The sequence below is a fragment of the Gimesia alba genome (assembly GCF_007744675.1).
Lineage (GTDB): Bacteria > Planctomycetota > Planctomycetia > Planctomycetales > Planctomycetaceae > Gimesia > Gimesia alba.
The window spans coordinates 3,693,205-3,708,394 of sequence record NZ_CP036269.1; the positions used below are offsets into that span (position 1 = coordinate 3,693,205).

At 50.6% G+C, this 15,190-nt stretch carries 12 protein-coding genes; 6 read left to right on the forward strand and 6 right to left on the reverse strand.

Annotated features, from left to right (window positions below; translation table 11 throughout):
- The first annotated feature begins 7 nt into the window (after nt 1–7).
- Both Pan241w_RS13865 and Pan241w_RS13870 read left to right on the forward strand, forming a co-directional pair.
- Nucleotides 8–1,822: an NPCBM/NEW2 domain-containing protein gene (locus tag Pan241w_RS13865; protein WP_198000517.1), complete on the forward strand. Its 1,815-nt coding sequence runs from the start codon at nt 8–10 to the stop codon at nt 1,820–1,822.
- 11 nt (nt 1,823–1,833) lie between these two features.
- Nucleotides 1,834–3,291: a hypothetical protein gene (locus tag Pan241w_RS13870; RefSeq protein ID WP_145216678.1), complete on the forward strand. Its 1,458-nt coding sequence runs from the start codon at nt 1,834–1,836 to the stop codon at nt 3,289–3,291.
- A gap of 28 nt (nt 3,292–3,319) precedes the next feature.
- Here Pan241w_RS13870 and Pan241w_RS13875 read toward each other — a convergent pair whose 3' ends face one another.
- The 5 genes from Pan241w_RS13875 to Pan241w_RS13895 form a co-directional block, all read right to left on the reverse strand.
- Complete coding sequence (locus Pan241w_RS13875) at nt 3,320–4,321, reverse strand: site-2 protease family protein (RefSeq protein WP_198000518.1); 1,002 nt, start codon at nt 4,319–4,321, stop codon at nt 3,320–3,322.
- A 154-nt stretch (nt 4,322–4,475) separates the two neighbouring features.
- The gene (pgsA, locus tag Pan241w_RS13880; protein WP_145216684.1) at nt 4,476–5,108 is read right to left on the reverse strand and encodes a CDP-diacylglycerol--glycerol-3-phosphate 3-phosphatidyltransferase; all 633 of its coding nucleotides are present in this window, start codon (nt 5,106–5,108) and stop codon (nt 4,476–4,478) included.
- 137 nt (nt 5,109–5,245) lie between these two features.
- Nucleotides 5,246–6,613: a PQQ-binding-like beta-propeller repeat protein gene (locus Pan241w_RS13885; RefSeq protein WP_198000519.1), complete on the reverse strand. Its 1,368-nt coding sequence runs from the start codon at nt 6,611–6,613 to the stop codon at nt 5,246–5,248.
- 131 nt (nt 6,614–6,744) lie between these two features.
- Nucleotides 6,745–8,757: an asparagine synthase (glutamine-hydrolyzing) gene (gene asnB / locus Pan241w_RS13890; RefSeq protein ID WP_145216690.1), complete on the reverse strand. Its 2,013-nt coding sequence runs from the start codon at nt 8,755–8,757 to the stop codon at nt 6,745–6,747.
- 66 nt (nt 8,758–8,823) lie between these two features.
- Nucleotides 8,824–9,939, reverse strand: a complete 1,116-nt coding sequence (locus Pan241w_RS13895) for a glycosyltransferase (RefSeq protein WP_232107450.1) — start codon at nt 9,937–9,939, stop codon at nt 8,824–8,826.
- A gap of 140 nt (nt 9,940–10,079) precedes the next feature.
- Here Pan241w_RS13895 and Pan241w_RS13900 point away from each other — a divergent pair, with 140 nt between their 5' ends.
- From Pan241w_RS13900 to Pan241w_RS13910, 3 genes are all read left to right on the forward strand, one after another.
- Entirely contained in the window at nt 10,080–10,619 is a 540-nt protein-coding gene (locus Pan241w_RS13900) for an O-acetyl-ADP-ribose deacetylase (RefSeq protein ID WP_145216697.1), read from the forward strand.
- A 4-nt stretch (nt 10,620–10,623) separates the two neighbouring features.
- Entirely contained in the window at nt 10,624–11,499 is an 876-nt protein-coding gene (locus Pan241w_RS13905; protein ID WP_145216700.1) for an alpha/beta fold hydrolase, read from the forward strand.
- Nucleotides 11,500–11,602: 103 nt separating this feature from the next.
- The gene (locus Pan241w_RS13910; protein WP_232107451.1) at nt 11,603–12,565 is read left to right on the forward strand and encodes a YdjY domain-containing protein; all 963 of its coding nucleotides are present in this window, start codon (nt 11,603–11,605) and stop codon (nt 12,563–12,565) included.
- Here Pan241w_RS13910 and Pan241w_RS13915 read toward each other — a convergent pair.
- Nucleotides 12,558–13,406, reverse strand: coding sequence for a sugar phosphate isomerase/epimerase family protein (locus Pan241w_RS13915; RefSeq protein WP_232107452.1), 849 nt, complete (start codon nt 13,404–13,406; stop codon nt 12,558–12,560). The two genes, Pan241w_RS13910 and Pan241w_RS13915, sit on opposite strands and share 8 nt — an antisense overlap.
- 782 nt (nt 13,407–14,188) lie before the next feature.
- Between Pan241w_RS13915 and Pan241w_RS13920 the strand changes: the two genes are divergently transcribed.
- Nucleotides 14,189–15,178 carry a DUF1571 domain-containing protein gene (locus Pan241w_RS13920; RefSeq protein WP_198000520.1) on the forward strand — a complete coding sequence of 330 codons (990 nt, stop codon included), beginning with the start codon at nt 14,189–14,191 and terminating at the stop codon, nt 15,176–15,178.
- The last annotated feature ends 12 nt before the right edge of the window (nt 15,179–15,190 follow it).

Below are 15,190 nucleotides of genomic sequence, written 5' to 3' on the forward strand. Positions count from 1 at the left end.
TTTGAAGATGGCAGTCACAACCCGAACGTTTTTTCTCCCTGCGATGGTCTGCGGACTGAGCCTCCTGGTTTGCGCTGTGAATTTCGCAGATGAGGTCCTGCTGTACGATGGCAAAAAAATCACAGGGACAATTCGTGCGATTGACTCGAACGTGATGACGATTCAAACCGGCAAGACTTCGAAGAAAGTCAGTTTGTTTGATGTGACTTCGTATCAGTTTATTCCCCCGAAATTATCACAGGATTTAAGTCAGCTCGTGATCGACGGGGAGAAGGCCAGTTATGCGACAGGGCCTCGAACCGGCAAGGTGAAGCTGCGCAAGGGATATCATCGGTTTATGCTTCCCTACTATCACACAACGGGGCTGGCGAAGCTGAAAATCAGCATGTCGGGGCCGGGTATGAAAAATGCGGAAGTTCCTAAATCGATGTTGTTTCGTGTTGGAGATGAAGTTCGTGCCATTCCCTCCCAAGAATACAAGGTCGATCAAGAAGGCTATCGTCTGCCTTTGGATCTTAAGAAAACACAACAGTATGTTTCCTACCGTTTGATGGAATGGAAACCGCCTGAAGAAGTCAAATCGGTTTACGATTTAAAATTTCTCCCTGTGAAAAGGTATGGAGCGAGTCCTCGGTTGGCAATGGTGACACGCAGAAGTGCCATCTATTTTGGGATTGTTTATGAAGGTGTCATCAAGATTCCTCGAGATGGAGAGTATACGTTTTCGATCGAGACAGATAAGAACAGCAAGTACAGATTATATGTAGGCGCGTATCCGCGGGAGTTTTATAAACAGGCCAAGCCGAAAGTGAAATCCGGTTGGCGTGTTGTATTTTCAAAACAGGGGGAACTTTCCGGAACGATTAAAGAGTGGAACCAGGAGCATGCTGTATTTCGAATTCTTGCGGCAGAGAAAGAGATCGAAGTCGCGTTAAAGCCGGAATCACTGCACGAACTTTGGAAAATTGAGGCTGATCCGAAAAAGACGAAACAACCGGATCGGAAGGGAGAGTCAAAAACAGTAGACTCTGCCTATGTTTCGACGAAAGATGGGAATATCCAGCGGGTATCAGGCGAAGTCATCGGGATGAATGAAACCAGCCTGCTGTTTCAATATCAGGGACAACAACGGGAAGTAAACCTGGATCGCGTGGTGGGGCTGGTGTTGCAGAAGAAGCGTCTTAAGAAAGATTCCAAACTGGCGCTGCAGAGTCTGGTCAGTCTGATTGGGGGGGCACAATTCCCCGGTGAGTTGAGTCTAGACCAGGGGGCCAAAGTGTTCATCAAGATCGCGGGGGGCACAGACTTGTCGTTGACCAAGGATTATCTGGCGTCTGTCAAAACAGTCAATGCGAGGTCTGTTTCTTTGACTGAACTCATTCCTGAGACGGTGACACAAGTTCCTTTTTTTAATCAGCTGTATCCGTATCGGGTCAATCAGTCTTTTACCGGTAAACCTCTTAAAGTGGGGACTCAGGTCTTTTCGAAGGGGCTGTGTGTGCATTCGAAAACAGAACTGGTTTATACGCTAGACAAGAATTTTGAAAAATTTTATACGGTTCCCGGACTGCAAGCAGAAACGGGACAGCTTGGCAACGTGGCTGTAAAAGTCGTCGCGGACGGGAAAACTCTTTATGAACAACCGGAATTTACCAGTACGACCAAGCAGGCACCTTTAGATCTGGATGTCACAGGTTGCCAGACGCTGACTCTGATTGTAGATTTTGGAAAAGGTCAGGATGTGGGCGACCGTTTCGTCTGGGGCAATCCCCGATTGATTCGAGCCGCACCCAAAGAACTGACGGCGAATAAAACAGAATGAAGATAAGTAACATGAATTGGTTTGGTTCTTTTATGGCAAGACAACGTCGATCTCGATTTCAACAGAATACAATTTCACAAGGGCCGTTGCGCGGGCGTCTCAGTAGTCTCCTGGTGGTTGTCTGTTGTCTTGCTGGTCTGTTTTTTATGCACGATCTGCCCGCGGGAGAGCAAAAAGATCCAACGGCGCCTCAATTGATTGTGCGGGATGTCAGCGTATTTCTGGTTTCTGCACATGGTAAAAAACTCAACGATGCGGCTCTGTTTCGTTCGACAACACCCGGTTATATGTTGTCGCGCAGGTTGAGTGCGGATGCCGGTGAGAGTGATCAGCCTGCCCCGCTGGGGTTGATCACCTTCGAAGGGCCGCCTGTAAAAGACATTGATGTGCTGGTGGAATTTCCTTCCGGCCGCTTTTTGTCACATTGGCCTACAGCACGCATTCAATCAAAGCGGATCTACTGGCGCTCGCAAAATTTACTAGAAGAGAGTCCCGTCAGCATGCGGATGCCGGATGCGCACTGGCTCAGTCATTTGCAAACAGCAGACCGGTTATTTGTAAAAGGGATTGATAAGTGTGAGCGTTTTATATTGTACGATGTCGAGTTGAGCCATACACCTCGGATCACTTTGAGTCATGCGAAAGAGGGGTTTCAGATTCAGAATCAGGAAGCATTTCCACTCAAGCATGTGATGGTGGTGCAGCCGACTGATAAGAAATCGGACTGGAAGCTGGCTTCCGTCGATCTGGTTCCCGGAGTAAAAAAGGTAGAAAAGAAGCCGGAAACTAAACCAGCTGCGGCTACGAATGAGAAAAAAGTAGACCCCTTGTCGGATGAAAGTCTGACGAAAAAAGCCAAAGTAGAAAAGGCGAAGGAAAAAGCGAAACAGCTGGCAGCGCTGGGAAACAAGTTAAAAGAAATTGGTGCTTTACCTACAGTGAACGTGCCTGCCGAGAAAGCCGGTAACAAGCCAGCTGCAGCGGCTACGTCGACTCAAAAATCACCACCGGTCAGCGTGCCTTATCAAAGTGAGTCACCTCTTTCGAAAACGCAAGCACTTGCTGAATGGGAAAAAAACTTAGTTACTCTGGGGTTAGGAAAGCCCGAAGTGGCGCATGTCCTAAAGATTCTGGGACAGCAAGCATTCCGTGAAGATCAGGCGACGGTCGTGTATTGCATGGATGAAAGCTATCTGGACAAACTTCTGCCGTTGGAGATTACGCCCTTTCCTGATGTCGTGCGCAGGACGGCGATCGTAATTCTATTGGATGCAGACCCTGCCCTGCTCAAACGCATCGATCAACTGATTGTTCAACTGGGCGATGCAAACTGGGAAAAGCGGAACGAAGCACAACAGAAGCTGGAAGGTTATGGCAAAGCGGCTCAGGTTCAGTTGCAGAAAGCGACCAAAAATAAAGACCTGGAAATCGTGTTTCGGGCCGAGCAGATTCTGGAGAATATCAAGTAATTCTGCATTGTCTTCACCACTGCTGGCATTAATGGAAAATGATCGGTGTGACCGTGAAACCGATGACGAAAAATGCCAGTGTCAGGCAGCCGATGATAATTCGCTTGGGGCCGACCGGAACAGAATCGTCAGCAGTCGGCGGGTGTGTAATGCCGAAGAAGACCAGCAGTAGAATGAGCAGCGAATATCCGAATTCGTCGATGTAGATCATATAGATTACGCCGAAGGTCAGGAACAATCGCGCGATGAGGTTGGCCGGTTTGCCGATCATGGTATAAAGAATGTGCCCTCCATCGAGCTGGCCAATCGGGAGCAGGTTAAGAGCGGTAATGAAGATTCCGACCCAGCCGGCGAACAGCATGGGGTTCAACTGTACTTCCTGATTTTCTGCCAGTGGGCCATGGACCAGCGAGATCATCCATTGCAGGATTAAAGGTTCGCCATAGCTGTATGAGCCTGCTTGTTTGATAACTGTAACGACTTTTGCATTCAGTACACCCCAATAAGCGAAGGGAATTGCGAAGACGAGTCCCGCCAGTGGCCCGGAGACGGCAATGTCGAACATCTGCTTGCGGTTTGCGACGCCTCCCCGTTGCAGAATCACAGCCCCCATCGTGCCAAACGGACTGATGGGCATGGGGATGAACAACGGTCGCGTGGCAGGGATATGATAACGCTTTGACTGCAGGTAGTGCCCCATCTCATGCGAGAGCAAAATCAGCATCACGGGACCGGCGTAGGAAATTCCATGTGTGAGGAAAGTGGACCAGCCGACGTGTTGAATGAAAGCGTATAAGTTCAGAAATCCATTAGGAGTCGGAACAAAGGGTTGGTGATAGCCGCCCACAATCAATGTGCTCAAACAGGTGAGAACAAACAGAATCAGCGGAACTCTGCTGCGCGGGACGCGCACGGGAACTGGATGAGAGGGCCGTTGAGGAGAGTAATCGTTGACCTCGGTCTGGTAGTCGCTCGGTTGCACAATAATGATATTGTCAGAGGGCGGTTGAGGTAGCTGTTCGTCAGACATAAATCCAGATCTAAAAATGAAAGTCGAATGATCGGGTATTCGTATTTTATACAGCGAGATTGCGAAAAATGAGTGGGAAATCGTTGATTTCGAGAATTTTCTAATTCGGAACTGTTCTTCAAAACTGGATTTCCGACTCAGTACATTCACCTGTTTATTTGAGCGGTGCCTGTCGAAGCATGCGGGCTGCTCTGAGTACATAATCGACGCCGCTGTATAATGTAATGAGAGCAGCTGACCAGATGGAAATGTCTCGAAGTAGTATGAAACCGGATGTATCAAAGGGTGATTCCGGGCTTAGTGAGAGCAGGCTCAAAACGACGGCGACACACTGGACGCCCATTTTGATTTTCCCGCTCCAACTGGCGGAGAAATCACGGCCGTGCTGTTCCAGAAAGCCACGTAGACTGGTGATAAACATTTCTCGTCCGATGATGATCAGAACAAACCAGGCATTGATGCCGGTTGCCGGACCCCGTTCCAGCAGGAAAATAAACGCACCGCAGATAATGATTTTGTCGACGAACGGGTCCAGAATACGTCCCAGTGTTGTGACCTGATTATATTTTCGGGCAAAATAGCCGTCCAGGAAATCGGTTGCAGCGGCGAGAATGAACAGCGCGGCGGAGGTTTTCCACCAGCCTTCCAGATAGATTATCACAAACAGGATCAGGGACAGTACCAGGCGACTGACGGTGATCAGATTCGGCAGATTCCAGATTTCCGGACCTAGTAACTCAGTCCCTGACCCGGCATTCTCGGATTGGTTTTCCGATGTTGAATTCATATTGTGTGAAACGTTTCAGATGAAAATAAAGAAGATAAAATAATTGCATCAAATTGTCATGCAAGGCGACCCGCGTGAAACGCTAGACGGCATTTTATCGACTTTGTCAAGAAGTTTACAGGTCAGCCCGTTTGCTTTTATGGGGATTCGCCAATCGCTTTGTCAACTGGGAGTTCATAAGCGACCAGTTTGGTATTGCTGCGTGCATATATACGGGTTTCCGCATATGCCGGATGTGCCCAGGTCTCGCCGATCAGCTTGGTGCGGATTAGTTCTTTGTAACCCTGGGGGGTTAATTCGGCCAAAATCAGATAACCCTCCGAATTAAGGATCAAAGCCCGCGATGACTGATTGAGCCAGACGAGGGTTGCCTGCGGGTTTCTGCTGTTTCCGGGGGTCATTTTGTTGTCATCATCCCAGATCTTTTTCCCGGTGGCATATTCGAAGCAAGTCAGACCGAATTGTTTGTCCAGCAAGTAGGCGTAGCCATCGCGGTAAAGTGGTTGAGACATCAAGCCGCGGAGTGTGCGACGGTCTTGCCATTTCAGTTCGGCTTGTTCCGGTTGTTCGCCGAGCTGAATCGCTTTGGAACCTTCCCAGTAACCGGCGACAAAGATCAGCCCCTGTTTTTCAATCGGACTGGCAATCGCCACGCCATAGGTGACTTTATAGGGGATCGACCAGAGATGTTTCCCGGTCTGAGGGACAACACTGTGGATATGATTGGGAGACCAGATGATGAGTTGATCGTGCCCCTGATGGTGAATTAACAGCGGCGTTGCATAACCGGCACTATCTTTAATTGAACGCCAGCGTTCTTCACCTGTTGTTCGATCGAGGGCGATGATTGCGGTCCCCTGCTCTTTGCCGCCGGGCATCAGGATGACGAGTTCGCCTATGAGATATGGAGCGGCCGCATAACCCCATTGTGGGACTTTGCCGCCGAAATCTTTGACAAGCTGTTTGTGCCAGACGACCTTGCCTGTCTTTGCGGAAAGGCAGAAGGCATCGCCCATTGTTCCCAGCGTAAAGACGAAATCATCCCGGACTGTTGGAGCGGCCCGCGGTCCATTGCCGTAATCGAGCTTATTGTAATCAGCGGGATATTCATGGACCCAAAGTTGTTTCCCGGTGAGCGCATCGAGACAGAGCACGCGTTCCACCGGTTTGCGTTTGACCCGATGGCTGTGTATTCCCGCGGCTTTTTTCTGATCTTCGTTCGAGGCGGCCGGCCGATCCATCACATAGAGTCGACGTTTGGCAACGGTAATTCCGCCATAGCCGCCACCGATTTCCTGTTCCCAGATTTTTTTCAAACCCGCTGCGGGCCACTTTGTTTTGATCGGGGGACCATTCCAGGTTCCATCGCCGCGCGGGCCGCGCCATTGCGGCCATTCTTCGTATTGTGTGTTATGCTTCTTTGTGTCTTGATCTGGTTCTCCAGCCAGGAGAACTGCAGGTGTGAAGAACAACATCAGTGTCAGCAGGCGGAGAATATAAGGCATTGTCATCTCATCTTGGCGGGTTGTCAGGCGGGTTTTGATCCTGGAGAATCAACTAATCAATGTCAGTCGATATTTTCGCCGATGGAGAGAGAAAGCTCAAGTATTAATTGCCGGGAATGGTCGTCACCCGTTTATGTCAGCACGGTTTCGGGGAAATGATCGGGAATCTCAGCCGGATCGAGGAAGGTCTGGAACCACATTTCCAAAACAAGGAGCGACCAGAGGCGGGCGCTGTGATCCCATTGCAGATTCAGATGCTCGCTGATGAGTTGTTCGACGGCAGCGGGATTAAAAATCTGTCGATCCCGGGCACGCTGGCTCATGAGTACGTCAAACAGCAGCGGTTTGAGTTCATTGCGGAACCAGTGATTGAGGGGCACGCCGAAGCCCATTTTCTTACGGGTCTGAATTGATTCGGGGAGCAGATCAGAAAAGGTGTCCGTCAGAATTTGTTTGCCTCGGCCTTTGTGCATTTTGAGATTAAGGGGCATGGCTGCGGCGAGCTCGGCGACACGGTGATCGAGAAACGGGCTGCGGCATTCAAGGCTGTGGGCCATGCTGGCGATATCGACTTTCGTCAGAATATCACAGGGAAGATAGGTCTGGACATCGGTGGCTGTGGTGCGGGTGACAAAATCACGATCGGGACAAAGCTGATAGGCGTCCAGCAGAAACTGATCGGCGTCGAATGTGTTTAACTGTTCCCGGAATTCGGGAGCATACATTTCGTGCCGACGTTCCGTATCAAAGATGCCGACCCATTTCAGATAGCGGCGTTCCGGGGGAACAGCGAGGCCTGCGAGAAAACGTTTGACGCGGCGGCGGAATGATTTTTGTTCGACCGACGCGGGCAGTTTTTGCCAGATGGAAGCGGTCATCATTTTTCTCATCATGGTCGGGAGGCGATCGAACCACTGAGAGAGTGCGACCGCGCGATAGCGATCATAACCGGCGAAGAGTTCGTCGCCGCCGTCTCCTGATAGTGATACGGTGACTTCCTGCCGCGTGACTTGGGAGAGGTACATTGTCGGAATGGCGCTGCTGTCGGCGAAGGGTTCATCGTAATGCCAGGCAAGTCGAGGCAGCATTTCCAGCGCCTCAGGTTCCACGACATATTCGTGATGGTCGGTTCCCAGCATCTTGGCGGCTTCCCGCGCGTAGCTGCGTTCATCGAACTGTTTTACCGGGAAGCCGATCGAAAACGTATGTACGGGGCGGTCGGACATACTCTGCATGAGGCCGGCGATGATGGTGGAATCAATGCCGCCTGAGAGAAAGGCGCCTAACGGGACATCGCTGCGCATGCGAATTTTGACGGACTCAGTGAGTGTTTCGCGGAGTGCGTCTGACCATTGCTGAGGTGTTTTGAACGGGAACTGCAGGTTAGAAGCCGGGTTCTCGTACGGAGGTTTCCAGTAGCGTTCGACGGTGAGTTTGCCTTGTTCGTAGATGGCGCGGTGCGCTGGCGGGAGTTTCTGATACCCTTTCAGAATCGACCAGGGATGTGGCACATATTGATAAGCGAGAAACAGATCGATGGCATGCGGATCGACGGTTCTGCTGGCGTCCGGCAATTGTAGTAATGATTTCAATTCACTGGCGAAACTGAGCGAGTTGGCTGTTTCGCGGTAAAACAAGGGTTTCTGTCCGATGCGGTCGCGTGCCAGAAACAGTCGCTGGTGGCGTTCGTCCCAGATGGCAAACGCGAACATGCCTCGCAGACGTTCTACGCACGCGGCACCCTGCTCTTCATAGAGATGCACGATGACTTCGGTATCGGATTCGGTTTTGAATTGGTGCCCCTGTTGGATCAGCTCCTTACGTAATTCCTGGTAGTTGTAAATTTCGCCGTTGAAGGCGATCCAGATCGAGCCATCTTCGTTGGATAACGGCTGGTGACCGGTTCCCAGGTCGATGATGGAGAGCCGGCGATGTCCGAGTGCCGCACCGACGTCGGATGCGAGTTCAAAATCGGCGCCCGTATTTTGATCGTTCAATAGAAAGGATTTACCGGGCATGTCCGAGTGATAGCCGCCGGAATCATCGGGGCCTCGATGCGACAGCACATCGGTCATGCGTCGCAGTATACGAGGCGAAATGTTTTTCTCTCGCGCGGTCCACGCGATTCCGGTAATTCCACACATGAAACAGGTTCTATCTTTGATCGAAGATTCTGATTGAAGTTTCTGGGCAGCAGAAAGCGGCTTAGATTATTTGAGCACTTCATGATAAAGGGCGGCGTACCCTTTTACCATTTTATCGACACTGAATTCCTCTTGCATTCGTTTTTGCGCCGCGGTTCCCAGTTGTTTTGCCAGTTCCGGGTCAGCGAGGATGCGTTCTGCATATTGGGCAAAGCCGGTGCAATCGCCGACGGACGTCAAAAAACCGGTTTCGCTGTGGATCACCAGTTCACGGTTGGGCTGGATATCACTGGCGACGACCGGGATTCCGTATGACATCGCTTCCATGATACTGTTCGATTGACCCTCAAAATCACTGGCGAGCAGAAACAGCTCGAACAGGGGAAAGAGTTTATTGACATCCGGACGATGACCGAGAAAGCGGACATTGGGTGTGATGGTATATTGACGTGTTAATTCTTCGAGTTTGGCCCGTTCGGGGCCGTCGCCGACGAGGAGCAGAATAATATTTTCATCCATCTGCCGGACCAGTTGTAAGGCCCAGAGCAGGTCTTCGATCCGCTTCTGTCTGGCGAGACGTCCAACAAAGGCGATCAACCGCGCATTTTCGGGAAGATCGTGTTCCTGGAATAATTGATTCCGGGTGGTTTCACAGACACTGGTATCAGGAATGGGAATGCCGTTACAGACGACGCGGAGAATGGAATCGGGAACGCCCTTCTCGCGATAAAAATCGACGACTCCCTGTGAATTGCCGACGAGGAGTGAAGTTTGAGGCAGTAAGCGGCGGTCGACATTGTGTTGCCAGTTGCTTTTCCAGGAATCGACACAGCGTTCGGACACGATCACTTTGGGGATTTTCTGTGAGGCAGACAGTCGTTTGACTGCCATTCTGCCATAGGAATTTGCTGCGAACAGCCAGGTATGGAGAATATCGGGCTGTTGTTTTTGTAGCGTTTTTTTCAGCGCGCGGTACGCGAGTGGATCAAACTTGAAACGCTTATTCAGGATCGTAACCGGAATATCGTGTTCTTTGAGCAGACTTTCATAAGGGCCGCCACGCGTGAGGGCGATGACCTGTACTTCAAATTCATCACGGGGTAACGATGTGGCGAGCAAGGCAAGCTGTTTTTCTGCGCCGGACTGGTCCAGTGTCGGAATGAGAAGGCTGACTTTTATCACGGTAGAATAATTCGCAATCGTTGCTGGGAAATGTGTTGAGTTCGCTCTTTGAACAAAGTCTAGTGTATTTTATACTGCAAGAAACAGACCAATGTCTGGTTCTGAGTGGTTGAATTCTTCATATCATAGATCGAAAACCGATGATCGTACAGTTTGGATCCGGGCGGATTGAGCTGGTTCTGGGAGATATTACCCGTCAAGAGGTCGATGCGATCGTGAATGCCGCCAATTCAATGCTGGCGGTCGGCGGAGGCGTGGATGGTGCGATTCATGATGCCGGCGGCCCGGCGATTCTGGAAGAACTGCAGCGGCGTTATCCGGATGGTTGTCCCACGGGGAGTGCCGTTGTGACCGCTGCGGGGAATCTGGCAGCCCAGTATGTCTTTCACGCCGTCGGGCCGATCTGGCAAGGGGGTGGCAAAAAAGAACGTGAACAGTTGCAGTCAGCTTACGAAACGTGCCTCGCATTGGCGGAAAAACATCAGTGCCGCAGTCTGGCTTTCCCTTCGATCAGTACGGGAGTCTATCGTTATCCGGTTGATCTGGCGGCGGAGGTGGCGCTGCGCACGGTGGCGTTGAAACTGGAATCATCCACCCCGCTGGAGCTCGTTCGTTTTGTGTTGTTTGATCAGGGGACATTTGGTTGTTATGCCCGTGTGTTAGAAACGATGCTGGTTTGAACTCATGAGCGAACCCGCGATCGAGGAATTTGTGGCGTCTGATAACTACCGTCTGCAGGGACGCGTCTGGTCACCTGTCGAGGAGCCGCCGCGGGGAACGCTGGTGGTGCTGCACGGGATTCAAAGTCATTCAGGCTGGTATGACTATTCCTGCGGTCAACTTTGCGATGCGGGATATCGCGTCTGTTTTTTTGACCGCCGTGGTTCGGGACTGAATCAAAAAGAGCGCGGGCACGTGGCGCACTGGCGACGTCTGGTGCAGGATGTTGTGCAGTTACTGACGCGCATTCGCTATCAGCAGAAACAGTCGCAGCAACAGCGTCCGATTTTTTTGCAAGCGATGAGCTGGGGAGGCAAGCTGGCTGTGGTAGTGGCCGCACAACGACCTGATCTGATTGATGGCCTGGCACTGCTGTATCCCGGGATTAAAGCGAAGGTCAAGCCGACCCCTTTTCAGAAGTTCCAGTTAACGCTGGCCGCTCTATTGGGGATTGAACAAAAACGGATTGAGATTCCCTTGAATGATCCGGCGTTATTTACCGGCGAAGCCGCGTATCAGGACTTCATCAGAACGGATTCGCTGGCGTTGCGCCATGTGACGGTTTCGTTTTTGCAGGCGAATCGAGCCTTGGACCGGCTGGTCGATGAGGCGGCGGGACAGATTTCCTGTCCGACGTTGTGCCAGCTGGCGGGGCGGGATCAGATTATTGATAATGCGGCGACAGAGGCCTATTTCCAGCGCATTGTCGCCGATCAGAAACAGCTGATTCACTATCCGGAAGCGCGGCATACGTTGGAATTTGAGCCGAATCGAGAGCAGATTGTGATGGATTACGTTGACTGGTTGGCTGATTTGAGTTCTTCCCGGCCGATCTCGTAAAACTTGTTGAATCAGGGCAGACTTTTAATGCGAAGTACCTAGAATAACAGTATGTAATAGCACAGATGGGCATTCCAGACCCTTAATGATATGGGACACATTCATGAATCGGCAAATTTTCTCTCTCTTGTCACTTTTTACATTGGCTGTGGTCTTGATCGCAGGCCAGCGACTTTCCGCTGTGGATCCCGTCAAACCCAAATCAGATACGGCGGACAAAACCAGTACTGATTCCAAGTCGGAAACGAAACAGGACGACGAGGGTCTGGTCCCTTTGAACAAACAGAAGACCGTGCTGCTGGATCTGAAAGGCAAGCGGCTACTGTTAAAGACAAAGGTCTGTCTGCAGGAAGGCGTGCTGGAAATGCTGTGTTGTAAAAAGCAGACCAAAGAGCACGAATCGATTCTTTCCATTGACTCACCGGCAAAAGCCATTCATGCCGGCTTACTGGCCATTGGTGCGAAAGTCGGATCGCCGGTCCGGTTTTCACCGAAGTTTCAGCCACCAAAGGGACAAAAGCTGAAGATTGTCCTGCAATGGAAAGACAAAGAGGGGAAGTTACACCGCGAGCCTGCCCAGAGTTGGGTTCGGACGGCGACGAACCGTTATTTTTCTGCCAAACTGGACAAGCTGCCGGAAGGAGTCGTGATCGATCGACAAAAGAGCGAATTGCGCTACGACGAGAAATACAAGGAACTGATCTGGTTCGGTCAGATGACGAAAAAAGAGCGGGATGACTTTCTGTCAATGTCGAAAGACAAACCGTTTCAGGAAGCGATCAATAAATTCTATGATGTCAGCCAACCCCACCTGATGAAGGCGGACTGGATCTTCGCGGGCAGTGGTTTTTCGGTCGACGAAATGACGGGCGAGAAATATTACCATGCAGAAAGCGGCGACCTGATTTGTGTCGCCAACTTCCCAACGGCAATCATTGACGTGAATATTGCCAGTTCGTCTACGGGGGAAGGAAACCTGCTGTTTGAAGCCAATCAGGACAAGATTCCTCCCCGGGGAACACCGGTGACGATTGAAATTTCGCTTGCGAAAAAATCGCCTAATTGATCAAGGCGAAGCCTTTTTTCATCGCGGTGGATGTCGCGGCTACCGCCTGATCTGCGGGCAGCTTTCTGAGTGCTGCGTTGAATGGTTCCGCACGCACGGGCCCGTCGTAGCCGATGCTGTTGAGCGTATTTAAAAATGTGGCGAGATCAATCACGCCGGTTGCCATGGGGAGTTCCCGTTTCTGATCGATCTGTTCGTCGATTTCCAGTCCGGCAGGCGCGTCGTTCAGATCGACGGCAACGATATCGTCGTTGGTGAGCGTGAGTAAATCGTCTTTGGTTTCATGGGCAGTGTACCAGTGCCAGCTATCGAGAATCAGGCCGACCCCTTTGACGTCGATGGCAGCGATCAGTTCTTTCGTTTCAGGCATGGAGTGAATGAAGGGGTATTTTTTACTCGACCAGAGTGTTTTGGGGCCGACGTATTCCATTCCGAAGCGTAAGCCGTGATCGGCCAGAATTCGTGTGACTTCTTTTAAGCGACGTGCATGCCGTTTGAAGTTCGCGTTGTATGTGAGCTCGGCATGGGTGGGCATCAGCCAGGTGCCGGTGCGTGTGACGCCGGCCCGCTGTAATGCGGCGGAAGACGCAGGGAGTGCTTTGAGCCCTTGCTGAAATTTCGATTCGTCATTCCGAAAGTCAACAGGCATCCCGGCTGCACTGAAAACGAGGTTTTTCGATTTCATGTCGGCTTTGAGAGCGGCCAACTCGCTGTCAGAAAGTTTTCCCAGATACCCGGCGTCGGGAACGACTGCTTCGAAGCCGTATTTGTGTGCGTAGTCAATCGCCTGTTTTTGATCAGCGCGGACACCAATTCGTCCACAGGAGAGGTCAATTTTCATTTTTCTCTGTGAAGACGTTCCCGCGGAGGCGAATTGAGTTATTGCCCCGCTGAACAGGGCAGCACTAGAGTATTTGAGGAAGGAGCGCCGATCGAAAGCCATGTTGCTGCCCTTTTCTGTTGGAAGAGTCGTAATTTTACGCAGATTAAAATCAAAGGTGACTGATGGTTTCACGCCTCGAATTGAAAGCGGTCATCTTAAGTAATTATAGAAAAGTAGCTTAGAAAAAGAAAACCAAAGGCGGAGATCTCTTGTCTGGGACGGATTCCTAAGCCGCTAGTTCAGTGAAGACCGGGGAAATTACGATCTGGCAAAATAGGTTGAGAATGCGGGTTCGATCTAATCTGAACCCGGATCGAAATGAGAAGTGATCTGATTAAAAGCTGGGATCAGATTCTCTCATTTTGGGCTGATAGAAATGACGAATTTTTAGTCATAGCTACCCTGAATTTTTCACAATACCTATTCAACAGTGAGGTTGAATTAGAGAAACGTATTGGATTGATCAATAAAACTCAGTGAGCCATTGTTCTCCGTGTTTGAAAATGGCGGGACGTTCGCTTCCAGACCGTTCCGGTTCAGGCAGATGAGAGCAAAATAGATTATATGGAAACAAACATCCGTCAGACGCACCAAGGGATTTTCGTGTGCTGGCCACATCATATCACTACGACGGGCAAGCCCGGTTTACGTCTTTTCACGGATGAATGGATTCTGTTATCAGGATTCACTTCAGACAAGACGGTGCCTTGCATTTTCTTATCGAAAAGGAACGGTACCGCATGATGCGCATGCTCAAAATCAGATCAGAACACCATTTTTCAAATATGCTGGCGTCCGCGATCTTTTCCGCAGCCATCGGGATTCTGTATTTCAGTTATGACCCCTCTCCTGCTGATGCCGACCCCAATGACATGGCGATTGTTGCGCCAAAGCCTGTTTCAATTCCGGTGATTGCCTACAAGCCGACTGAATTATCACAGCCTCAACTAGGTGAAAAAACAAAGACAGGCGAGAAACAGGTCCCGCAACAAAACGGGACATTAACAGGGCGGATGGCACTGTTGATGAATATGCTGCTGCTGGAGAAAGGTTGTCGTTACCTGGAGACGATTCCCGATTACACAGCGACTTTTTCAAAACAGGAATATGTCGGTGGTGCCTTAACCGAGAATCAGGTGATTAATCTCAAGTGCCGCCACAAACCCTTCAGTGTTTACATGAAGTGGGTTGTCGGCGATAAAGGCCAGGAGCTGTTATATGTCGATGGGCAGAACGAAGAAAAGATGCTGGTGAAAATGGGAGGCCTGAAAGGTCGCCTGATGCCAACCTTGAAACTGGACCCTCACGGTTCACTGGCCATGCAGGAGTCTCGCTATCCGATCACCAAGGCTGGCATCAAGGCTTTGGCAGAGACAATCATCGATTTTCGCAAGAAGGATCTCGATGAAAATCTCAATACCGAATGTGTGATGCTGCCCAATCAGAAATTTGACGGCAAAGACTGCTACTGTTTCATTGCCCATTTTGCGAACGCGAAAGAGTCACCCTCCTATCGTAAGTCAGTGATCTATATCGATCACAAAACCTGTCTGCCGATTTTTGTTCGCGGATTTGGCTGGCCAGAAGATGGTCTGGCCAGTGCCTCGGCCGAAGAGTTGGATGAGAAAACCCTGATTGAATCCTACTCTTTCACTGATATCAATATGAAGTCCGAATTGGCAACGACTGATTTCAGTGACAAAAATTCAGATTACCGCTTTCGCCGCTAAGCGATCGCGTTT